The following is a 21,783-nucleotide window of genomic DNA, read 5'->3' as shown; positions in this document are numbered from 1 at the left end:
CCGTCCGTGACCACAAAACGTCCATATCGTGAACAGCCCATGGCGCTCGCATGCCCGTCTCGCATAGAACTCCGCCATGCTCTGGGTCTTGTTCCTTCTGGTCGCGTGGGGCGCGGCGGCCATCTCCTGCATCCGGCTCTGCCTCGTCACCGCAAATGCGGCCCAGCGGCCGTCCGAGGCCGCGCGCGGACCCGCCCTTCACGAACTCAACCTGTACGAGACGGCCTTCCTGGCCGGCGGCCCGCACCGGGTCGCCGATCTGGCCCTCGTCTCCATGCACCTGCGGCGCCGGCTGCTGCTCGCCCACACGGGCTGGGCGACGGTCGTCGACCCGGAGGGCCGGGACGAGGTCGAGCGCACGGTGATCCGTGCGATCGGCCCGGAGGGGCAGTCCCGGATAGCCCCGATACGGGCCGCTGCCGCGGCAGCCGAGGCCGTACGCACCCTCGCCGACCGGCTGGTCGCGGCGGGCCTCGCCGTACCGCACGGGACCCGGACGACCCTGGAGTCGGCGGTGCGGGCCGTGCGGGGTGCGGCCGCGCTGGTGGTGGTGCTGGCCGCTGCCGCCGCGCTGATCCCCGGTCAGGACCCCGGGTACGCCGGTCCGGTGGTGGCCTGGTTCGGGCTGCCGCTCGTCCTCACCCTGGGCTGCCTGGCCATCGCCCGGGTCGAGAACCATCCGTACAGCCCGTGGGCCTCGCCGTCCGGGCAGCAGTGGCTGGACTCGCTGCCGGCCCCGGCGCAGGGAGCGGACCGCGATCTGCTCGCGGCGGTGGCGGTACGGGGGGTGGGGGCCGTGGAGGACCCGGAGCTGCGGGCGGCTCTGCGCAGCGGCCGCACGGCGCATTCGGGCCATTGAGGGCCCCGGACGCACCGGCCGCTCATCGACCGCTCATCGACCGTGGAGAACGAGAAGCGGCGGCCTGCGGGGAGGTATGGCTGACTCCCCCGCAGACCACCGCAGTTCGCCGGTCCGGGGCCGAAGTGGCCCCGGAACCGGACCCGGTGTCGCTGGAACGACGGGCGGCGTCATTGCACGCCGTTGCCCGCCAACTGATCTTCCGGGTCGGGTGATCGGGAACGCTGGCTATGCGAGCCCGGCCACCAAGTCTGCGACGGACTTCCTGCGCCCGGTGTAGAACGGGACTTCCTCGCGCACGTGCAACCGTGCCTCGGAGGCCCGCAGATGACGCATGAGGTCGACGATGCGGTACAGCTCGTCGGCCTCGAAGGCGAGGACCCACTCGTAGTCGCCGAGCGAGAACGAGGCGACGGTGTTGGCACGCACGTCGGGGTAGCCGCGGGCCATCTTGCCGTGGTCCGCGAGCATGCGGCGGCGGTCCTCGTCCGGCAGCAGGTACCAGTCGTAGCTGCGCACGAAGGGGTACACGCTGATGTAGTTGCGCGGCGTCTCGTCGGCCAGGAACGCCGGCACGTGCGACTTGTTGAACTCGGCGGGCCGGTGCAGCGCCATGTTCGACCAGACCGGCTCCAGTGCCCGTCCCAGCTTGGTGCGCCGGAAGAGGTTGTACGCCTCCTGCAGTTCGTCGGAGGTCTCGGCGTGCCACCAGATCATCAGATCGGCGTCGGCGCGCAGACCGGACACGTCGTACGTGCCGCGGACCGTGATGTCCTTGGCTCCGAGCTGGTCGAACAGCTCCTGGACCTCGTCGGCGTAGCCGGCGCGGTCGGCGGGGAGCACATCTCGCAGCTTGAAGACGGACCACAGCGTGTAGCGGATGACCTCGTTGAGGTCCTTGGCCTTCTTACCGGCGTTCGGAAGCTTCTCTGGCGCACTCATACGGCTATTGTCCCGCCTCGCTCCGAGTGCCCTGAACCGGGGGCGGCGTGGCAATGATCTCCCCCGCGCTCCCCGGCGTGGTCGCACCGGCGGTCCTCCCCGTGAGGTCCTGGACGATCTCGTCCGCGGCCCGCCGGGCGCCGGCGATGCAGGCGGGGATCCCGACCCCGTCGTACGCCGCGCCGCACACCCGCAGTCCCGGCAGCTTGGCGACCTCGTCGCGGATCCGGGCGACGCGGGTCAGATGTCCGACGGGGTACTGCGGCAGGCCGCCGATCCACCGGGTGACCTCCGTGTCGACGGGCACGGCCGTGAGCCCGGTCGCGGCGGCGAGGTCGCTCCGGGACACGTCGACAAGCTCGGAGTCCTCACGGTGCAGGTGGTCCTCCTCGCCGTAGCGGCCGACGGACGTGCGCAGCACGAAAAGGCCGGGGTCGGCATCGGCGACCCACTGCCACTTGTTGCTGGAGAAGGTCGATGCCTTGATCGTGCGCCCGTCGACGGGCGGAACGAGGAATCCGGAGCGCCCGCGCAGTGCTTCGGTCCCGGCGATGTCGGAGCGCCGGTAGGCCATGGTGATCAGGGCCATCGAGGCGTACTCGACCGCGGCCAGGTCGACGGATGCGGCCGGGCACTCGGCGGCGAGGAGCGTGGACGCGGACCAGGCGGGTGTGGCCAGGACGATGCCGTCGGCGGAGATCACCCGGGTGTCCGTGCGTATGTCCCAGCCCCGGGCGCTCCGGGTCAGCCCGAGTACGGGGGTGGCGGTGAGGATCTCCGCACCCCCGGCGCGTACGGCGTCGGCCACGGCGTCCGGCAGGGTACCGATGCCGCCGTCGATGCCCTGGAAGACCGGTCCGGTCTGCTTCCGGGCGGCGGCCCTGTCCTGGATGCGGAGCACGCCGTCGAGGAGCGAGCCGCCCTCCTTCACCGCCTCGAACAGCTGCGGTACGGCGGCACGCATCGAGATCCGGTAGGCGTCGCCCGCGTACACCCCGCCGAGCAGCGGCTCCACGAGCCGGTCCACGACCTCCCGTCCGAGCCGGTCGGCGACGTACGCACCGACCGCGACGTCGTCGCCGACGGCGGTGGGGGTGAGGTCGCGCTCCTGGGCGATCCTGGCCAGCCCCTCGGGCGAGAGCACACCGCCGAGGGCCGCCGGGTCGCCGGGCACGCCCATGACGTGGCCCTTGGGCATGGGCCGCAGGGCGTCACGCGTCCAGAGGGACGCGGTGGCGGTGGCGGGCGGCTGGAGCCGGTCGCCGAGGCCGACGGCGGTGGCGAGCTCGACCGCTTCCGGGCGCCGCGCGAGCATCGACTCGGCGCCGAGGTCGACCCGGGTGCCCGCGACCTCGCCGGTCATCAGCTTGCCGCCGAGCCGCTCCGTCGCCTCCAGGAGGGTGACCCGCAGACCGGTGGAGAGCAGCCGGTGGGCGGCGGCCAGTCCGGCGATGCCGCCGCCGATGACGACGACATGACCCGTACGCGTGTTGTCGCGCTGAAGAGAACCCTGCATGGGTCCACTCTCTCAAACCCGGACCGAGTCCCGACCGTGACCGCTTCGAAACCGCTGAGAGGCAACCCTCCCAGGCCCCCCGTACGTCGAACCGGCACCATCAACAACGGCCCTGGGGGGACGCGTTATGCATATCGAACGCCACACGGACAGTCATCCACCCGCCCATGTCCTCCGACGCCGCTCACGCGCGGCCCTGGCCGCCGGACTGCTCGTGGTGCTGCTCGGCACCGGTGCGTGCGGTGCCGGCAGCGGTGCCGATTCGCAGAGCAAGGGCGTCGCGGCCGACCAGAAGCAGGGGGCGCCGGGCGCGGAGGGGGCCGCCCAGGCGGACGCGGACGGCGGGAAGTCCGCGGACGGGGCTTCCTCCGCGCCGAAGCCGGGCAGCGCGATCGCCGTGCACGTCATCCGCACGGCGACGCTCGTCGTCGAGGTGAAGAGCGTGCCGAAGGCGGTCGCCGCCGCCCGCGGCGCCGCGGAGGGCGCCGGGGGGCTCGTCGCGGACGAGACCACGGAACGGCTCGACGACACGCACGACGTGTCCCATCTCGTCCTGCGTGTCCCGCAGGACGAGTACGACGCGGTCCTGCGCAAACTCGCGGGCTCCGGGAAGCTGTTGTCCCGTACGTCGAACGCGAAGGACGTCACCGGACAGGTCGTCGACGTCGAGAGCCGTATCGCCACCCAGCGGGCGAGCGTCAACCGGGTCCGCGCGCTGATGGACCAGGCCACCAGGCTCACCGATGTGGTGACTCTGGAAGGTGAACTGAGCAACCGCCAGGCCGCCCTGGAGTCGCTGCTCGCCCAGCAGGCCTCCCTCAAGGACCGCACCTCGCTGGCGACGATCACGCTCGAACTCAGCGAGCCGTACGGGCGGGACAAGGATCCCGAGGACGAGGACACGGGCTTCCTGGACGCGCTGGGCGGCGGCTGGGACGCGTTCGTGACGATGCTGCGGTGGATCGCGGTGGCCATAGGCGCCACCGCGCCGTTCCTGGCCGCCGCGGCCGTCCTGGTGCTCCTGTGGCGGCTTCTGCGCGGGCGTCTGCCGCGCCGCCGTACGCCGGCCCGGGCGCCCGCACAGGCCCCCGCGGCCGCGCCGGGGGCGGCATCAGGTCCGGAGGTCCCACCGGCCCCGTGAGCGCCGTAGCGTGGGCTCCCTGACACCACGGCGAAGGGACCCGGCATGGCAGCGGAGCGACTTGTGGTCATCGGGGGCGACGCGGCGGGCATGTCCGCCGCGTCGCAGGCCCGCAGGCTCAAGGGTCCGGACGAACTGGGCATCGTCGCCTTCGAGCGGGGCCACTTCACCTCGTACTCCGCGTGCGGCATCCCGTACTGGGTCGGCGGCGACGTCGGCAAGCGCGACGACCTCGTCGCCCGTACGCCCGAGGAGCACCGGGCCCGCTCGATCGATCTGCGCACCCGCACCGAGGTGACGGAGATCGACGTCGCCGGCCAACGGGTGCGGGCCCTGGACCGCGAGAGCGGCGAGACGTACTGGACCGGCTTCGACAAGCTGGTGATCGCGACCGGAGCCCGGCCCGTCCGCCCCGGGCTTCCGGGCATGGACGCCCCCGGCGTGCACGGGGTGCAGACGCTCGACGACGGACAGGCTCTCCTGGACTCGCTGGACCGTGCCCCCGGGCGCCGGGCCGTCGTGGTCGGCGCGGGGTACATCGGCGTCGAGATGGCCGAGGCGATGCTGAAGCGCGGCTTCGAGGTGACGGTGCTCAACCGCGGCGCACAGCCCATGGCGACGCTCGACCCGGACATGGGCCGCCTCGTCCACGACGCGATGGACGGCCTGGGCATCACGACCGTCAACGGCGCCGCCGTCACCCGGATCCTCACCGGCGAGGACGGCCGTGTCACGGGGGTCGCGACGGAGGACGGCACCTATCCCGCCGACGTGGTGGTGCTCGGCATCGGCGTCCAGCCGGAGACCACTCTGGCCCGCGCCGTCGGTCTGCCGCTCGGTCCGCACGGGGGGCTGCTGACGGATCTGTCCATGCGGGTCGTGGGCCACGACAACATCTGGGCGGGCGGCGACTGCGTCGAGGTGCTCGATCTGGTGGCCGGCCGCACCCGGCACATCGCCCTGGGCACCCATGCGAACAAGCACGGCCAGATCATCGGTTCCAACGTGGGCGGCGGCTACGGCACGTTCCCCGGTGTCGTCGGTACGGCGGTGAGCAAGGTCTGCGACCTGGAGATCGCCCGGACCGGGCTGCGCGAGAAGGACGCGCGCGCGGTCGGGCTGCGCTACGTCACGGCGACGATCGAGTCGACGGGCCGGGCGGGCTACTACCCGGGAGCGCAGCCGATGACGGTGAAGATGCTGGCGGAGTACCGCACCGGCCGGCTCCTGGGAGTTCAGATCGTGGGCCGCGACGGGGCTGCCAAGCGTGTGGACGTCGCGGCGGTGGCGCTGACCGCCGGTATGACGGTGGAGGCCATGACGGCGCTCGACCTCGGCTACGCCCCGCCGTTCTCACCGGTCTGGGACCCTGTGCTGGTGGCGGCCCGCAAGGCGGTGACCGCGGTGCGGGAGGCGGGCACGGCCTGAACCGCGGACGGACGGCCCCGGGTCCGGGACCCGGGGCAGCACCGCGCCCGAGTCAGCGCGCCGTCTGCTCGTGCACGTACGCCACGAGCCGCGTCAGCGCGTCCGGGTCGGTCGTCGGCATGACTCCGTGGCCCAGGTTGAAGACGTGGCCCTCGAGGCCGGCGGCGGCGTCGAGCACCTCACGGGTCTTCGCCTCCACCGTCGCCGTCGGCGCGAACAGCACCGCCGGGTCGAGGTTGCCCTGCAGTGCCTTGCCGGGGCCGACCCGCCGCGCGCCCTCGTCCATCGGCACGCGCCAGTCGACGCCCACGACGTCCGCGCCCGCCTCACCCATGAGGCCGAGCAGTTCACCGGTGCCGACACCGAAGTGGATGCGGGGGACGCCGTATCCGGCGACGGCGTCGAACACCTTCGCGGAGGCCGGCATGACGGAGCGGCGGTAGTCGGCGGGGGCGAGCGCGCCGACCCAGGAGTCGAAGAGCTGGACCGCCGAGGCGCCCGCCTCGATCTGGACCTTCAGGAACGCCCCGGTGATCTCCGCGAGCCGGTCGAGCAGATCGGCCCAGAGCTCCGGGTCGCCGTACATCATGGCCTTGGTGCGCTCGTGGTTCCGCGACGGACCGCCCTCGACGAGGTAGCTCGCGAGAGTGAACGGCGCACCGGCGAAACCGATGAGCGGAGTGGCACCCAGTTCGGCCGTGAGCATGCCGATGGCCTCGGTGACGTACGAGACGTCCTCGGGCGTGAGGTCGCGCAGCCGGGCAAGATCGGCGCGGGTCCGGATCGGCTCGGCGATCACCGGGCCGATGCCGGGCTTGATGTCGAGATCGATCCCGATGGCCTTGAGGGGGACGACGATGTCGCTGAAGTAGATGGCGGCGTCGACCTTGTGACGGCGCACGGGCTGGAGCGTGATCTCCGTGACCAGCTCCGGCATCATGCAGGAGTCGAGCATCGCGATGCCCTCGCGGACCTTCAGGTACTCGGGCAGCGAACGCCCCGCCTGGCGCATGAACCAGACCGGCGTGTGCGGTACGGGCTCGCGCCGGCACGCCTTGAGGAACGCCGACTCATGGGTGGCGGATGTCGTCTGCGGGCCCGAGGGGCCGTCGTTGGCACTCACACCAGAATCTTCGCATGAAGCGGTATGGAGCTGCCCCGGCCGGGTGTCCCTCCCTGCGCGAGGCTCCGGTTCCGCCTACTCTTCCCCGCATGGCTCCGGCTCAGGGACAATTCTCCGATCATTCCGATGGCGCTGACACCAAGAAGAGTGCGGAGGGTGATTCCGTCCCACCCGCGTTCCGGTCGGCTGTCGATGCGCTCCGCTCCGCGCGTCTTCGACCCGAACTCGAGGTCGAGCCGACACGACCGCCCCAGCGGCTCGCCCCGCACGCGTACGCCCTGGAGGCCGCGGTCGTCGACGGAGAGGACGATCTGGCCGACGGCCGCCTCGTGCTGCTGCACGATCCGTCCGGGCACGACGCCTGGCAGGGCACCTTCCGCCTGGTGACGCTCGTACGGGCGGAACTGGAACCTGAGATGGCGGCCGATCCGCTGCTGCCCGAGGTGTGCTGGTCCTGGCTGACGGGTGCGCTGGACGCGCGCGGCCTGTCGTACGGCGAAGCGGGCGGCACGGTGACCCGTGCGGGATCGCACTACTTCGGCGCGCTGGCCGAGCGCCGTCCGGCGACCCAGATCGAGATCCGGGCCTCCTGGACGCCGCGCGAGGGGCGCGGCGGGGTGCCCGACGTGGCTGCGCACCTGGTCGCGTGGGGCGATCTGCTCTGCCAGATCGCCGGCCTGCCACCGTCGGGAACGTCCGACGCGGGGGTGGTGACCCTGCCTCAGCGGCGCGGCCCACAGGTGTCGTAAACACCGCGTCGCCCCAGGGAGAGCCGGTCGCTCAGAGACCGGCTCTCTTTTCGTACAATCGATCGCGCGTCCTATTTGCCCGAATTGTTACTCATCAAATCGTGATCTTCCTCTAAAGGAGGACGGGTCTGCTGCCGAAGAGGTCAATGACCCTTCAAGCACGGTTCGCCCCGGCTTCATCCCCGAGCCGGCCCGTCCCGCCACTCCCCAGGAGGCCTGGTGTCCGTTCTCCTCGAGCAGCCCGCAAGCCTGGTCGCCTACCGCCCGAACAAGCCGACGGCCATGGTCGTCGTGGCCGACCCGCGCGTCCGTTCCACCGTCACCCGCCATCTGTGGGCACTCGGAGTACGTGACGTCATCGAGGCGTCGTCCATCGCGGAGGCCCGCCCCCGCGTCGGCAACCCCCGCGACATCTGCGTTGCCGACGTCCACCTGCCCGACGGTTCCGGGCTGACCCTGCTGTCCGAGACCCGAGCCGCCGGCTGGCCGAACGGCCTCGCCCTCTCCGCCGCCGATGACATCGGCGCCGTTCGCAACGCCCTCGCGGGCGGCGTGAAGGGCTACGTCGTCACCGGTACCCGCACCAACATCGGTCACCCCACCCGCCCCGGCGTCGCCCCGATCGGCGCCAATGCCGCCCGTATGCACCGTCGGCCTCCCGGTTCCCCGAGCCACCCGGGCGGCTACCGCGAACTGTCCGGCCGTGAGGTGGAGGTACTCCGCCTGGTCGCCGAAGGCCAGTCCAACAAGGCCATCGGCGTCTCCATGGGCCTCTCCGCCCTCACCGTCAAGAGCCACCTCGCCCGCATCGCCCGCAAGCTCGGCACCGGAGACCGAGCGGGAATGGTCGCCGTCGCCCTGCGGACGGGCATCATCCACTGACCCCGGTCCGCGGTGCGTGCGCAGATGCGTACCAGGCCGGTTTACGTGCATCATCGCCCGTCGGCGGAAGGTTCCGTCGGCGGGCGCTGTACATACACAGATACCCTTGGCATGTGACCGACGCCCAAGAGACCGCAGCAGACACCTCACTGCGAACCACCGGGGGCGCCCCCCCGGACGACGTCGCCCCGGCGCCGATCCCCTTGCTCGAGCCGCGCGAGGGCATTCCCCCGGTGGTGGCGACCGACGACGCGCTGGCCGAGGTCATCGCGGCCTTCGCCGCGGGCACCGGCCCCGTCGCCGTCGACGCCGAGCGTGCGTCCGGCTATCGCTACGGGCAGCGCGCCTACCTCGTGCAGCTGCGCCGCGAGGGTGCGGGAAGCGCGCTGATCGACCCGGTCGGCTGCCCGGACCTGTCGGGCCTCGGCGAGGTCCTCACCGACACCGAGTGGATCCTGCACGCCGCCACCCAGGACCTGCCCTGTCTGCGTGACATAGGCATGGTTCCCACCTCGCTCTTCGACACCGAGCTCGCCGGACGGCTGGCGGGATTCCCGCGCGTCGGCCTCGGCGCCATAGTCGAGAACGTGCTCGGCTACGCCCTGGAGAAGGGCCACTCCGCGGTCGACTGGTCCACCCGCCCGCTGCCCGACCCGTGGCTGCGCTACGCCGCGCTCGATGTCGAGCTGCTGGTCGACCTGCGCGACGCCCTGGAGGAGGAGCTGGACCGGCAGGGCAAGCTGGAGTGGGCGCGGGAGGAGTTCGACGCGATCGCCTCGGCGCCGCCCGCACCCCCGCGCAAGGACCCGTGGCGCCGCACCTCAGGCATGCACAAGGTGCGCCGGCGCCGTCAGATCGCGGTCGTACGGGAGCTGTGGACGGCCCGCGACCAGGTCGCGCAGCGCCGTGACATCTCCCCCGGCAAGGTGCTCGGTGACGCGGCGATCGTCGAGGCGGCCCTCGCCATGCCGGTCAATGTGCAGGCCCTGACCGCGCTGCCCGGCTTCGGCCACCGCATGGGCCGCCGTCAACTGGAGCAGTGGCAGGCGGCCGTCGACCGGGCCAAGGAACTGCCCGACTCGGAGCTCCCGCAGCCCGGCCAGCAGCCCGCGGGCCCGCCGCCGCCCCGTTCCTGGGCGGACAAGGACCCGGCCGCCGCGGCCCGGCTGTCCGCGGCCCGCACCGCGGTGTCGGAGCTCGCCGAGCGGCTGCACATGCCCCAGGAGAACCTGATCACCCCGGACACCGTGCGCAGGGTCTGCTGGGAGCCGCCCAGGAACCTGACCCCGGACGCCGTCGAGAGCGCCCTCGCCGGGTACGGCGCGAGGCACTGGCAGATCGAGCAGGTCGGCCCGCTGCTGCTGCGCGCCCTGGGCGCCGGCGCGAGCGCCTGACCGCTCACCCCTTGCACTCCTGAACACCCCTGGCCTCCGGGCCGGGGGTGTTCTGTTTGGCCACGCCGGCTTCGGGGACCTCTGGCACTACGGGTGCTTCGGTGGCCGCGCACCCCGCGGAGGCCGCCGGACCGCACGGGGCGAGGAGCGAATTCACGCCACGTTCCCGGCCCGGATCGCGGCCGTACAGCTCCCCTCGCGCCCGTCCGCCCACCGCGGTTCGCGGACTTCCGGCATGTGACCTTCGCCGCTCCGGCCGTGGGGGGTGGGCAGTCTGGTTACCCGCAAGTAGCATGAGGGTGGCGGCGCGCTCCTGAGCGTGCCCCGCAGCAGTGCCATCCCGCACCCTGGAGGAGAGCCACCGTGCCTCGTACCATCCGGGACGTCGTCTTCGTCGACGGCGTCCGCACCCCGTTCGGCAAAGCGGGCCCGAAGGGCATCTACCACGAGACCCGCGCCGACGATCTCGTCGTGAAGGCCATCCGGGAGCTGCTGCGCCGCAACCCGGACCTGGACCCCGCCAAGATCGACGAGGTCGCCATCGCCGCGACCACCCAGATCGGCGACCAGGGCCTCACCCTCGGCCGCACCGCCGGAATCCTGGCCGGTCTGCCGCAGTCGGTTCCCGGTTACTCGATCGACCGCATGTGTGCGGGCGCCCTGACCGCCGTCACCGCGACGGCCGGCTCCATCGCGTTCGGCGCGTACGACGTCGTCGTCGCCGGTGGTGTCGAGCACATGGGCCGCCACCCGATGGGCGAGGGCGTGGACCCGAACCCGCGCTTCGTGTCGGAGAAGCTGGTCGACGAGTCCGCCCTGTTCATGGGCATGACCGCGGAGAACCTGCACGACAGGTACCCCACGATCACCAAGCAGCGCGCCGACGAGTACGCGGTGCGTTCGCAGGAGAAGGCCGCGAAGGCGTACGCCAACGGCAAGATCCAGCAGGACCTGGTGCCGGTCTCCGTGCGCCGCACCAACGCGGAGGCCGGGGAGACGGGCTGGGGCCTGGTCACCGCCGACGAGCCGATGCGTCCGGGCACCACGATGGAGTCCCTGGCCGGTCTGAAGACCCCGTTCCGCGCCCACGGCCGCGTGACGGCCGGTAACGCCGCGGGTCTGAACGACGGCGCCACCGCCTCGCTGCTCGCGGCCGAGGACGTCGCCCGTGAGCTGGGTCTCCCGGTCAAGATGCGCCTCGTGTCGTACGCCTTCGCGGGCGTCGAGCCGGAGGTCATGGGCTACGGCCCGATCCCGGCGACCGAGAAGGCCCTTTCCAAGGCGGGCCTCTCGATCTCCGACATCGGTCTCTTCGAGATCAACGAGGCCTTCGCCGTGCAGGTGCTGGCCTTCCTTGAGCACTACGGCATCGCCGACGACGACGCGCGCGTCAACCAGTACGGCGGCGCGATCGCCTACGGCCACCCGCTGGCCTCCTCCGGCGTCCGCCTGATGACTCAGCTGGCCCGCCAGTTCGAGGAGCAGCCGGAGGTCCGCTACGGCCTGACGACCATGTGCGTCGGCTTCGGCATGGGCGCGACGGTCGTCTGGGAGAACCCGAACTTCAACGGAGGCAACAAGTGAGCTCCACCACTGAGCTTCTGAAGGGTGCGGCCGAGCTGTTCCCCGGCGAGGTCGTCACGCAGGCGCACGTACGCCACCTGGAACTTCCGGCCGGTGCGGGCAACTTCGCCCTCATCACGCTGGACAACGGCCTGGACCACACCAAGCCGACCACCTTCGGACCGCAGTCGCTGGCGAACCTGGACGCCGCCATCGACCAGGTCGAGAAGGAGGCCGCCGAGGGCACGATCACCGGTATCGGCATCACCGGCAAGCCGTTCATCTTCGCGGTCGGCGCCGACCTCAAGGGTGTCGAGCTGCTCAAGGAGCACAAGGACGCGCTGGCCATCGGCAAGGGCGGCCACGACGTCTTCCGCCGGCTGTCCGGCCTCGCGGTCCCGACGTTCGCGTACTACAACGGCGCGGCCATGGGCGGCGGTGTCGAGGTCGGTCTGCACTGCTCGTACCGCACCGTCTCCAAGGCGCTGCCCGCCTTCTCGCTGCCCGAGGTCTTCCTCGGCCTGGTCCCCGGCTGGGGCGGCTGCGCGCTGCTTCCCAACCTGATCGGCGCCGACCGCGCGGTCTCGGTGATCATCGAGAACTCGCTGAACCAGAACCGCCAGCTCAAGGGCAAGCAGGTCTTCGAGCTCGGGATCGCCGACGCACTCTTCGAGGGCGCGGACTTCCTCGAGCAGTCGCTGATCTGGACCGCGTCCGTGCTGAACGGCTCGCTCGCGGTGGAGCGCCCGGAGATCGACCGCGGGGACGCCTGGGACCAGGCCGTCGCCCGCGGCCGGGCCATCGCCGACTCCAAGGTGCACGGCGCGGCCCCGGCCGCGTACCGCGCGCTGGACATCATCGCCGCGGCCAAGGACGGCGACCTGAGCGCCGGCTTCGACGCCGAGGACCAGGCCCTCGCGGACCTGATCATGGGCGGCGAGCTGCGCTCCGGGATCTACTCCTTCAACCTGGTCCAGAAGCGCGCCAAGCGCCCGGCCGGTGCCCCGGACAAGGCCCTGGCCCGTCCGGTCACCAAGGTCGGCGTGGTGGGCGCGGGCCTGATGGCCTCGCAGCTCGCTCTGCTCTTCCTGCGCCGCCTCGAGGTGCCGGTCGTCCTGACCGACATCGACCAGGCACGCGTCGACAAGGGTGTGGGCTACGTCCACGCCGAGATCGAGAAGCTGCTCGGCAAGGGCCGCATCAACCAGGACAAGGCCAACCGCCTCAAGGGCCTGGTCTCCGGTGTGCTGGACAAGGCCGAGGGCTTCTCCGACGCCGACTTCATCATCGAGGCCGTCTTCGAGGAGATCGGCGTCAAGCAGCAGGTGTTCGCGGAGGTCGAGGCGGTCGCCCCGGCGCACGCGATCCTCGCCACCAACACCTCGTCCCTCTCGGTCACCGAGATGGCGTCGAAGCTGAAGAACCCCGAGCGGGTCGTCGGCTTCCACTTCTTCAACCCGGTCGCGATCCTCCCGCTCCTGGAGATCGTCCGCGGCGAGCAGACCGACGACGCCTCGCTGGCCACGGCCTTCGGCGTCGCCCGCAAGCTGAAGAAGACCGCGGTCCTGGTGAAGGACGCCCCGGCGTTCGTCGTCAACCGCATCCTCACCCGCTTCATGGGCGAGATCCAGAACATCATCGACGAGGGCACCTCGGTCGAGACCGCGGAGAAGGCCATCGAGCCCCTCGGTCTGCCGATGTCCCCGCTGGTGCTCCTGGAGCTGGTCGGCCCGGCGATCGGTCTGCACGTCTCCGAGACCCTGAACCGCGCCTTCCCGGAGCGCTTCACCGTCTCCGAGAACCTGGCCGCGGTGGTCAAGGCCGGCAAGCGCGGCTTCTACGTCTACGACTCCGGCAAGCCGGAGCTGGACCCCGAGGTCGCCGCCCTCCTCAAGCAGGGCGACACCGTCCTGTCCGAGGAGCAGGTCCGCGACCGCGTCCTGGACGCGGTGGCGCAGGAGATCGGCCTGATGCTGGACGAGGGCGTCGTCGCCGAGGCCCAGGACATCGACCTCTGCCTGATCACCGGCGCGGGCTGGCCCTTCCACCTGGGCGGCATCACGCCGTACCTGGACCGCGAGGGCGTCTCCGAGCGGGTCACGGGCAAGAAGTTCCTGGCGCAGGGTGTGGCGAGCGTTCCTGCCTGAGGCAGCACCGCACAGCATCTGCACCGAATCCGCATGAACAGCGGGCAGCGGGCCGTACGGATCACCGTACGGCCCGCTTTCGCATGCACGAAAAGGTCGGTCATGTAGCCAAATCGGAACCATTTAATTGCAGACTCAACCTTAAATTCTTGTTATTCTTCACCTCTGCGACACGTTTGCTTCACTCGGCTGCACCTTTCGGCGGATCCCCACCTCCGCGTTCCGCCTGCCGAGATCGGCGAACTGTTGCTGTGATGCGTGCTGGTTGCTCGCCGTGAGGCCGAGCGGGGGAACACGGAGTAGACAAGCAATGGGCAACCCGGAAGCGTCTACATTGCTGCGCCTTTACCGGCGCATGCTGCCGCACTCCCTGAGAAAATTCCTGGTACGGCTCCTGCCCGCCCGCAACCGGCTGATCCTCCAGCACGGCCTGTCCGGGCTCGGCACCACGTGGCGCACCCTGCGCAAGCAGGTGAGCGTTCGGCTGAACAAGCGGCTGCGCCGCGACGCCCGCCGGCCGGGCATGAAGCTCGTCTGGTACGCGCGAGGGGTACGCGCCGCCGAGGTGACGGAAGGTCTGACACCGTCCGTCGCCCGTGCCACCAACCTCCTGCGTGTGACCGACGTGCTGGAGCGTCACGGCATCCCCTATTTCTGCGTACGCGGCAATTCCGTCACCATGACCGCGGTGGCGATCCCGACGGGCGAACGGCAACGCGCCGAAAGGGCGCTGCGGGTGAGCGCGCTCGCGGCGGGTGCGCTCCTGGCGGGTGGCGCGGCCGGCGGCAAGCCACTGCACGCCGATCAGCGCGCCTCCTGGTCCCAGGCCTCAGAGGAATCGATTCTGCGGATCTGGTGGCTCCTCACCGATCCCATGGGGCGCTGGACGCTCGGGCCCAATCACGCGTGTGTCATCGAGTACTGGACCGAGGACAACGGACTGCTCCTCGCCCCGGTGCCCAATCTCACCGCGACCGCCGTGGTCGCCGCCGAGAACCCGGTCCGCGTGCCGGTCAGCCATTTCACCGGTCCCGTCAGCGGCCTGGTGGACACACCGCCGCAGGTCGAGACACGGTCCGAATTCACCCTGTCCCTTCCTGACGAGGTCAACTTCCCCGTCGATGCGGTCTACACATGGGTCGACGGCGCGGATCCCGAGTGGATCCGCCGCCGGGCCACCGCGCTCGGCCGGACCGACTACCACGAGCAGGCGGTGAGCGCCGCTCGCTTCACCAGCCGTGACGAGCTGCGCTACTCGCTGCGCTCCCTGCACCAGTTCGCACCGTGGCTGCGCACCATCTACCTGGTCACGGACGGGCAGGTGCCGGCCTGGCTCCACACCGCCCACCCGCGGCTCAAGGTGGTCCCCCACAGCGAGATCTTCACCGACGACGCGGCCCTGCCCACGTTCAACTCCCACGCCATCGAGAGCCAGCTGCACCACATCCCGGGGCTCTCGGACCATTTCCTGTACTTCAACGACGACGTCTTCCTCGGCCGCAGCGTGACCCCCGAGGAGTTCTTCCACGCCAACGGGCTCTCGAAGTACTTCCCCTCCAACGCGCTCGTCCCGATGACCCCGCCCTCCGCCGAGGACCCGCCCTCGGAGATCGCCGCGAAGAACAACCGCGTCGTCATCGCGGGGACGTTCGACCGGGTGCTCACCAGGAAGATGAAGCACGTACCGCACTCGCTGCGCCGCGACATCCTCCAGGAGATCGAGGAGCGCTACCCGGCAGAGCACCGGCAGACGCAGCACTCGCACTTCCGCAGCCCGACCGACCTGTCGATCACCTCGTCGTTGCACCACTACTACGGGCAGCAGACGAGCCGTTCGGTCCCGGGCAGGATCCGCTACACCTACCTGGACCTCGCCGCCCCCAACACCGGCAGGCATCTCAACCGGCTTCTCGCCCAGCGCGATTACCACACGTTCTGCATCAACGACACGGTGGACGACCCGGATACGGCGGAAGCCCGCACCGCGATGCTCAGGACGTTCCTGGAGACCTACTTTCCCGTGCCCAGCCCCTACGAACGGCCCGGGCCGGACAACCCGCAGCGCTCCTCCCACCTGGTGGACGCCACCCGGCCGGAGCCTGCTTTCGACATCCCGAACTCTGTGAAGTGGAACCAATGACTAGTGACCCCCAGGTGATACGCGCCGCAGCCCCGGTGATCGGAGAGGACGAGATCGAGGCCGCGGTACGTGTGCTGCGCAGCGGCATGGTCGTTCAGGGGCGTGAGGTCGCCGGCTTCGAGGAGGAGTTCTCGAAGTTCGTCGACGGCCGGCACTGTGTCGCCGTCAACTCGGGCACCAGCGCCCTGCACCTCTCGCTGATGGCGCTCGGGGTCGGCCCCGGTGACGAAGTGATCGTCCCGTCCTTCACCTTCGCCGCCACCGCCAACGCGGTCCGGCTCGTGGGCGCGACCCCGGTGTTCGCCGACATCGAGCGCGACAGCTTCTGTCTCTCCCCGCGCGCCGCCGAGGCCGCCGTCACTCCGCGCACCGCGGCGATCATGCCGGTGCACCTGTACGGGCACCCGGCCGCCATGGCCGAGCTCATGGCGGTGGCCGAGCGGCACGGACTCGCCGTCGTCGAGGATGCGGCCCAGGCCCATGCCGCCGCCCTGGACGGCACACCGGTGGGTGCCTTCGGTGCTGCTGCCTGCTTCAGTTTCTACCCGACCAAGAACATGCACAGCCTCGAGGGCGGCATGATCACCACGGGTGACGCCGCTCTCGCACGCACGCTGCGGCTGCTGCGCAACCAGGGCATGGAACAGCGCTACGCCAACGAGATCGTGGGCTTCAACGTCCGGATGACCGATGTGTCGGCAGCGGTCGGCCGGGTCCAGCTGCGCAGCCTCGACGCCTGGACGGAACGCCGCCGCGCCAACGCCGCGGTGCTCGACGCGGGCCTGAGGGGCGTCGTCACCCCGCCGGTCGCCGAAGGCGCGCGCCACGTCTACCACCAGTACACGATCCGGGTGGACTCCGCGTCCGGCAAGGACCGGGACACGGTCTCGCGGGAGCTGCAGGAGCGGGGCATCGGCAACGCCGTCTACTACCCCACCCCGGTCCACCGGCTCAAGCCGTTCCAGAGCGGCGAGAAGGCCCTCGGCTACGTCGGCGGGGACCTGGCCGAGACGGAGCTGGCCGCAGCGCAGGCGCTCTCCATACCCGTGCACCCGATGCTCACTCCGCAGGAGCTGGACCGTCTGACGGTCACCGTCAACGAGGTCGTGGAGGAGGGCGCATGAGCCGGGAGAAGTCTCTGCGGGCCGGGCTGATCGGCCTCGGGTCGATGGGCCGCAACCATGCCCGGGTGCTGCACGGTCTCGAAGGCGTCGAGTTGGTGGGGGTCGCCGACCCCGTCGCAGCCGAGGACGGCGCGCCCGGGTCCGTAGCGGTGTTCCGCAATGTCGAGCAGCTGCTGGCCGAGGGCATCGACTACGCGGTCGTCGCCTGCCCCACCGCCCTGCACGAAGAGGTCGCGCTGGAGCTGGCGGCCCACGGGGTGCACGCCCTGATCGAGAAGCCGATCGCTCCGTCGGTGCGGTCGGCCGGGATCATCACCCGCGCCTTCGCCGAAGCCGGCCTGGTGGCCGGTGTCGGGCACATCGAGCGGTACAACCCCGCCCTCCGCGAGCTGCGCGCCCGCCTCGACCTGGGCGAACTGGGCGAGGTCTACCAGGTGGTGACGCGGCGTCAGGGTCCTTTCCCGGCGCGGATCGCGGACGTCGGGGTGGTCTACGACCTGGCCACCCACGACATCGACCTGACCGCGTGGCTCACCAACAGCCACTACGAGTCGGTCGCCTCGGCGACGGTGTCGCGCAGCGGCCGGGTCCATGAGGACCTCGTGGCGTTCGTGGGGCACCTGGCCTCCGGAGCCGTCACCAGCCATCTGGTCAACTGGCTGTCCCCGCTGAAGGAGCGCGTCACCATCGTGACCGGTGAGCACGGCTGCTTCGTGGCGGACACCCTCACCGCGGACCTGTGGTTCTACGCCAACGGCTCGCAGCCCACCGAGTGGGAGGGCCTGCGCCAGTTCCGCGGTGTGTCCGAGGGCGACGTCACGCGGTTCGCGATCGTCAAGCGCGAACCACTGCTGGTCGAGCACGAGACCTTCCGTGACGCCGTGCTGGGCAAGGAGGCCGACATCGTCACGCTCGAACAGGCCACCGGCACCGTGGCCGTGGCCGAAGCCGTTCTCGAAGCCGCCGCGAAGCGGACCGGGGTCCCCGTGGGGCCCGGTCTGCCGGTGACTTCCGTCTGACCGGATCACCCGGGTGGCCCGGAGCGGGCCACCCGGGGATGCGGAGTTCTTCCGGCGTCTCGCGGCGCACTGATGTTCTGGAGTATTCGGTGATCCATCCGATCAACGCAACGGCTGAACGGCCGAGTCGTGCCCTGCCCGTCGGCATGCACGAGATTCCCGTCGGCATGCACCGCCGGCTGGCTCACGTCCGGCCGGGCCTCACCCCTCTCGGGGTGCGCGCCGAACACCTTCAGCTGGTGTCCGTCGCGCTGACCCAGGCCGGCGTGGAGCACTTCGTGGTGCCCGGAACCGAGGACACGTCGTCGGCGGTCGGCGTACGGGACACCCACCGCGGCCGGGTCGCCCAGACCCTGCGGTCGCTGTTCGGCCGGAGCCCCGGGTACATCCAGCGCCGGGTCCCCGTCCAGCGCACCAGCGAGCTGCTGCACCCGGGCGCCCGGGAGTCCTCCTGGCAGGGCCTGGAGACCGTGGACGTACTGCGCGCCATCTGGTTCCAGGCCGACCCGTCGGGTGAGCTCGTGTACGGCACCGAGTACGGCTGCGACATCGAGTTCTGGCGTGAGGAGGAGGGACGCCTGCTGCCGCCCCGGATCAACCGGGGCGCGAGCTTCCTCCCTGTGGAGGGCGAGATGACTCTCGTGTCCCCGCACCGCTTCTCCCGGCTGGCGCCGCCGATTCGGACGGAACCCGCGCCCAAGCAACGGCGTTGGAGCCGCAAGGCTGAGGCGACCGGTCTGCCGACCCGCCGGGAGTTCGTCTGCACCGGGCCGGACGAGATCACCTTTCCCATCGATGTCGTCTACACCTGGGTGGACAGCGACGACCCGGCCTGGCAGCGACGCAGGGCCGAGGCTTCGGGCGACGTCTTCCACGAGGAGTCCGCGAGCGCCGGGCGCTACATCAACCGCGACGAACTCCTCTACTCGATGCGTTCCCTGCATATGTACGCCCCGTGGGTCCGCCACATCTTCCTGGTCACGGACGACCAGGTGCCGCACTGGCTCGACGAGACCGCCGAGGGCATCACCGTGGTGTCGCACCGGGAGATCTTCCGGGAGACGGACCGCCTCCCCGTGTTCAACTCGCACGCCATCAGCGCACAGTTGCACCGCGTTCCCGGACTCTCCGAGCACTTCATCCACTTCAACGACGACGTTTTCGTGGGCAGGCCCATCACGCCGCACGAGTTCTTCCTGCCGAACGGGGCGTCCAAGTACTACCCGGACACGGTCCGCATCCCGATGGGCCCCGTTCGCCCGGACGACCTTCCGCACGAGGTGGCCCGCAAGAACGTCCGCGCGCTTCTGGAGGGGCGGTTCGGCCGCACCATCATCGACGCGATGAAGCACACGCCCGTGCCGCTGCGGCGCAGTGTGCTGGAGGAGATGGAACGGGAGTTCGCTGAGGTGTTCCGGGCGACCGCTGCCGCCCGGTTCCGCAGCCGGACCGATATCGACGTCGGCACCTGCATGTATCCGTACTACTCGTACTTCACGGAGCGCGGGGTGCCCGACACCATCCCGTACGCCTATCTCCACCTCTCGATGGTCCAGCTCTCCAAGAAGCTCGACCGGCTGCTCAAGCGGCGGGACGCGGCCGTCTTCTGTGTGAACGACTCCTTCAGCACCGAGGACGACGTGGCTGATCAGGAGGCCCTGATCCATCCGTTCTTCGAGGCGTACTTCCCTCTTCCCAGCCCTTATGAGAAGACGGCGACGCGGTGAAGATCGATTTTCTGGTTCAGAACGCCTTCGCGGCGGACGGGGCGACCCGTGCGGTCCTCAACCTGGCGGGCGCCCTGGCCGATACGCACGAGGTCAGGGTCGTCTCGGTGTTCCGCTGGCTCGACCGTCCGGCGATCGCGCCCGCCCACGGCGTACGGAACATCTCCCTGCTGGACCTCCGCGAGGGCCGCCGCCCCGACAAGCAGGACATCCGCAGGCTCACCCCGTCCAGGGTCATCCCGCGCACGCAGGAGATGTCCTGGCGCTACAGCCAGCTGACCGACGACAAGGTGCAGGAGTACCTCGGCGAGACCCAGGCCCAGGTGGTGGTGGGCACCAGCCTCGAGCTGGCGGCCTACGTCTCGCGCTGGGGCCGTCCGAGGGCGCTGCGGCTGGGCCAGCTGCATCTGCTGAGCACCGTCCTGTCGGCCCAGGAGCAGAGCCGTGCGTGGGCGGGGCTGGGACGGCTGGACGCCGTGATCGTACCGAGCGGCGCCGAGGCCGCGGCCATCACGGAAGCGGGTCTGCCGGGCGGTGTGGCCGTGTATGCGCACCCCGACTGTGTACCCGACCCGAGGGTGCGTCCGGCCGACGGACGGTCCCGGACCGTGATGGCGGCCGGACGGCTCGTCCCCGAGAAGCGCTTCGACCTGCTGATCCAGGCCTTCGCGCAGGTGTGCGGGCATCATCCCGACTGGCAGCTGCGGATCTTCGGCACCGGCCCCGAGTACGGCTCGCTCCGTGCGCTCGTCGCCGATCTCGACCTGTACAACCATGTCTTCCTGATGATGGAGGAACCCAGGCTGGAGGCACACTGGGCGGCTTCCGCCATAGCCGCAGGCACGTCGGACCGCGAGTCCTTCGGGCTCGCGCTGGCGGAGGCCATGCGGTGCGGCCTCCCCGTCGTCTCCACCGACTGCCCAGGCGGGCCGCCGGAGATCGTCCGCCACGAGGTCAACGGCCTGCTCACGCCGGTCGACGACGTCGACGCGTTCGGCGCCGCGCTGTTGCGTCTGGTCGAGGACGAGGCCTCCTGTGCGGCGATGGGCCGTCAGGCGCTCCAGGACTCCCGCCGCTACGGTCCGGAAGCGGCGGCGGGCCGGTTCGAGAAGGTCATCAGGATGTCCCGGCAGGCCCGCCGGGAGTCCCGTCCCGCCGCCGAGGTCTCGGTGGGGTGCACGGTGGAGCCCGACGGCCTGATCGGCCTGCGCCTGGCGGGGGTACGAGAAGGCCGCGAGGATCTGCACCTGGTACTGCGCAGACGCAAGGCTGCGCGCGACGAGCGGCCTGTCCGGCTCCCGCTGCTTCCCGCCGACGGCCTGGGACCGCACCTCTACACAGCGGTCGTCCCGCCGGGGCCCGAGGTTCTCACCGAGGGCCGCTGGGACGTCCATCTGGACAGCGGTGACGGCAAGCCCTCGAAGGTCCAGCCGGGGATCCTCGACCTGCGCGGCTTCGGTCCGGTGGCGACCGGCCCCGACTGCACCGTGGTCCAGCTCCCCTACGCGTCCGAGAGCGGCCACCTGGTGCTGCGCACATGGACGCGGGAACGTCACGCCGAGGCCACCGAGGTCTGGGTCGGTGACGGAGTCATCCATCTGCGGGGCGTCCTGTACGGCTGCGACTTCGGTGACGCGGAGCCGTTGCTGCTGATGCGCCGACGCGGGGGCGAGGGGCACCAGTTCTGGCTCTCCGGCAGTTCGTCGGGCGCCGCGGACTTCTCCTTCGCGCTTCCCGCGTCGGACCTGGCCGAACAGCTCATCGGCCGGCACGAGCTGTGGGACCTGTGGGTGGGCCGGCGGTACGACCCGGTGGTCGCGCGGCTGGGCCGCTTCCTCACCGACGTGGTCGACGTGAAGGGTGTCTTCGCCTACCCCAACGCAGTGGTGCCGGCCGACGACGGACCTGACGTCCTGGTCAAGCCGTACTACACCGCGGGCACCGAACTCTCGGTCCGCGTCTCCGAGAAGGCGGAGTAGCGGGCACACATGGCCATGATCCAGCCGTCGGCCGACCCGGGCCGCCCCGC

The 21,783-nt window shown here is 70.8% G+C and carries 16 protein-coding genes; 13 read left to right on the top strand and 3 right to left on the bottom strand.

The genetic code is table 11. From position 1 onward, the window contains the following. Positions 1–76: 76 nt before the first annotated feature. On the top strand, positions 77–859 hold the full coding sequence (locus ACFQ6X_RS05690) for a TIGR04222 domain-containing membrane protein (protein WP_383176405.1): 783 nt from the start codon (positions 77–79) through the stop codon (positions 857–859). 228 nt (positions 860–1,087) lie between these two features. On the opposite strand, the gene hemQ is transcribed toward ACFQ6X_RS05690, so the two are convergent. Then, positions 1,088–1,801 (bottom strand): hydrogen peroxide-dependent heme synthase, encoded by a 714-nt coding sequence (hemQ, locus tag ACFQ6X_RS05685; RefSeq protein WP_383176402.1) that lies wholly within the window; start codon positions 1,799–1,801, stop codon positions 1,088–1,090. Positions 1,802–1,805: 4 nt separating this feature from the next. Then, a complete protein-coding gene (hemG, locus tag ACFQ6X_RS05680; protein WP_383176399.1) occupies positions 1,806–3,317 on the bottom strand; it encodes a protoporphyrinogen oxidase in 1,512 nt (503 codons plus the stop codon). A 127-nt stretch (positions 3,318–3,444) separates the two neighbouring features. On the opposite strand from hemG, the gene ACFQ6X_RS05675 reads away from it, so the two are divergent. Further along, positions 3,445–4,458: a DUF4349 domain-containing protein gene (locus tag ACFQ6X_RS05675; protein ID WP_383176396.1), complete on the top strand. Its 1,014-nt coding sequence runs from the start codon at positions 3,445–3,447 to the stop codon at positions 4,456–4,458. 45 nt (positions 4,459–4,503) lie between these two features. Beyond that, positions 4,504–5,886, top strand: coding sequence for an FAD-dependent oxidoreductase (locus tag ACFQ6X_RS05670; RefSeq protein ID WP_383176393.1), 1,383 nt, complete (start codon positions 4,504–4,506; stop codon positions 5,884–5,886). Between the two features lie 52 nt (positions 5,887–5,938). On the opposite strand, the gene hemE is transcribed toward ACFQ6X_RS05670, so the two are convergent. After that, positions 5,939–7,009: a uroporphyrinogen decarboxylase gene (gene hemE, locus ACFQ6X_RS05665; protein ID WP_383176390.1), complete on the bottom strand. Its 1,071-nt coding sequence runs from the start codon at positions 7,007–7,009 to the stop codon at positions 5,939–5,941. An 89-nt stretch (positions 7,010–7,098) separates the two neighbouring features. Here hemE and ACFQ6X_RS05660 point away from each other — a divergent pair, with 89 nt between their 5' ends. The 10 genes from ACFQ6X_RS05660 (at position 7,099) to ACFQ6X_RS05615 (ending at position 21,733) form a co-directional block, all read left to right on the top strand. Then, positions 7,099–7,758 carry a DUF3000 domain-containing protein gene (locus ACFQ6X_RS05660; protein WP_383176387.1) on the top strand — a complete coding sequence of 220 codons (660 nt, stop codon included), beginning with the start codon at positions 7,099–7,101 and terminating at the stop codon, positions 7,756–7,758. Between the two features lie 219 nt (positions 7,759–7,977). After that, complete coding sequence (locus tag ACFQ6X_RS05655) at positions 7,978–8,640, top strand: response regulator transcription factor (RefSeq protein WP_033300087.1); 663 nt, start codon at positions 7,978–7,980, stop codon at positions 8,638–8,640. A gap of 113 nt (positions 8,641–8,753) precedes the next feature. After that, positions 8,754–10,034, top strand: coding sequence for an HRDC domain-containing protein (locus tag ACFQ6X_RS05650; protein WP_383176383.1), 1,281 nt, complete (start codon positions 8,754–8,756; stop codon positions 10,032–10,034). A gap of 363 nt (positions 10,035–10,397) precedes the next feature. Further along, on the top strand, positions 10,398–11,618 hold the full coding sequence (locus ACFQ6X_RS05645; protein WP_351180318.1) for an acetyl-CoA C-acyltransferase: 1,221 nt from the start codon (positions 10,398–10,400) through the stop codon (positions 11,616–11,618). Further along, positions 11,615–13,744 carry a 3-hydroxyacyl-CoA dehydrogenase NAD-binding domain-containing protein gene (locus tag ACFQ6X_RS05640; RefSeq protein WP_383176380.1) on the top strand — a complete coding sequence of 710 codons (2,130 nt, stop codon included), beginning with the start codon at positions 11,615–11,617 and terminating at the stop codon, positions 13,742–13,744. The genes ACFQ6X_RS05645 and ACFQ6X_RS05640 overlap by 4 nt, the downstream gene beginning before the upstream one ends. 310 nt (positions 13,745–14,054) lie before the next feature. Further along, positions 14,055–15,884, top strand: coding sequence for a stealth family protein (locus ACFQ6X_RS05635; protein ID WP_383176377.1), 1,830 nt, complete (start codon positions 14,055–14,057; stop codon positions 15,882–15,884). Beyond that, entirely contained in the window at positions 15,881–17,008 is a 1,128-nt protein-coding gene (locus ACFQ6X_RS05630; protein WP_383176374.1) for a DegT/DnrJ/EryC1/StrS family aminotransferase, read from the top strand. Before ACFQ6X_RS05635 ends, ACFQ6X_RS05630 begins: the two co-directional genes overlap by 4 nt. Beyond that, positions 17,005–18,027 carry a Gfo/Idh/MocA family protein gene (locus tag ACFQ6X_RS05625; RefSeq protein ID WP_383176371.1) on the top strand — a complete coding sequence of 341 codons (1,023 nt, stop codon included), beginning with the start codon at positions 17,005–17,007 and terminating at the stop codon, positions 18,025–18,027. The genes ACFQ6X_RS05630 and ACFQ6X_RS05625 overlap by 4 nt, the downstream gene beginning before the upstream one ends. 146 nt (positions 18,028–18,173) lie before the next feature. After that, positions 18,174–19,754 carry a stealth family protein gene (locus ACFQ6X_RS05620; RefSeq protein WP_383176368.1) on the top strand — a complete coding sequence of 527 codons (1,581 nt, stop codon included), beginning with the start codon at positions 18,174–18,176 and terminating at the stop codon, positions 19,752–19,754. After that, positions 19,751–21,733, top strand: coding sequence for a glycosyltransferase (locus ACFQ6X_RS05615; protein WP_383176365.1), 1,983 nt, complete (start codon positions 19,751–19,753; stop codon positions 21,731–21,733). The genes ACFQ6X_RS05620 and ACFQ6X_RS05615 overlap by 4 nt, the downstream gene beginning before the upstream one ends. Positions 21,734–21,783 lie beyond the last annotated feature (50 nt).

It is taken from the genome of Streptomyces sp. NPDC056452 (assembly GCF_042796085.1).
Classification (GTDB): Bacteria; Actinomycetota; Actinomycetes; order Streptomycetales; family Streptomycetaceae; genus Streptomyces.
This window is presented reverse-complemented; position numbering and strand designations above follow the sequence as displayed.

Bases quoted from the DNA above. Each gene is read 5' to 3' on its own strand.
- hemG (WP_383176399.1), bottom strand. From the start codon at position 3,317: ATGCAGGGTTCTCTTCAGCGCGACAACACGCGTACGGGTCATGTCGTC.
- ACFQ6X_RS05620 (WP_383176368.1), top strand. From the start codon at position 18,174: ATGCACGAGATTCCCGTCGGCATGCACCGCCGGCTGGCTCACGTCCGG.
- ACFQ6X_RS05625 (WP_383176371.1), top strand. From the start codon at position 17,005: ATGAGCCGGGAGAAGTCTCTGCGGGCCGGGCTGATCGGCCTCGGGTCG.
- ACFQ6X_RS05630 (WP_383176374.1), top strand. From the start codon at position 15,881: ATGACTAGTGACCCCCAGGTGATACGCGCCGCAGCCCCGGTGATCGGA.
- ACFQ6X_RS05660 (WP_383176387.1), top strand. From the start codon at position 7,099: ATGGCTCCGGCTCAGGGACAATTCTCCGATCATTCCGATGGCGCTGAC.
- ACFQ6X_RS05635 (WP_383176377.1), top strand. From the start codon at position 14,055: ATGGGCAACCCGGAAGCGTCTACATTGCTGCGCCTTTACCGGCGCATG.
- ACFQ6X_RS05675 (WP_383176396.1), top strand. From the start codon at position 3,445: ATGCATATCGAACGCCACACGGACAGTCATCCACCCGCCCATGTCCTC.
- ACFQ6X_RS05670 (WP_383176393.1), top strand. From the start codon at position 4,504: ATGGCAGCGGAGCGACTTGTGGTCATCGGGGGCGACGCGGCGGGCATG.
- ACFQ6X_RS05690 (WP_383176405.1), top strand. From the start codon at position 77: ATGCTCTGGGTCTTGTTCCTTCTGGTCGCGTGGGGCGCGGCGGCCATC.
- hemQ (WP_383176402.1), bottom strand. From the start codon at position 1,801: ATGAGTGCGCCAGAGAAGCTTCCGAACGCCGGTAAGAAGGCCAAGGAC.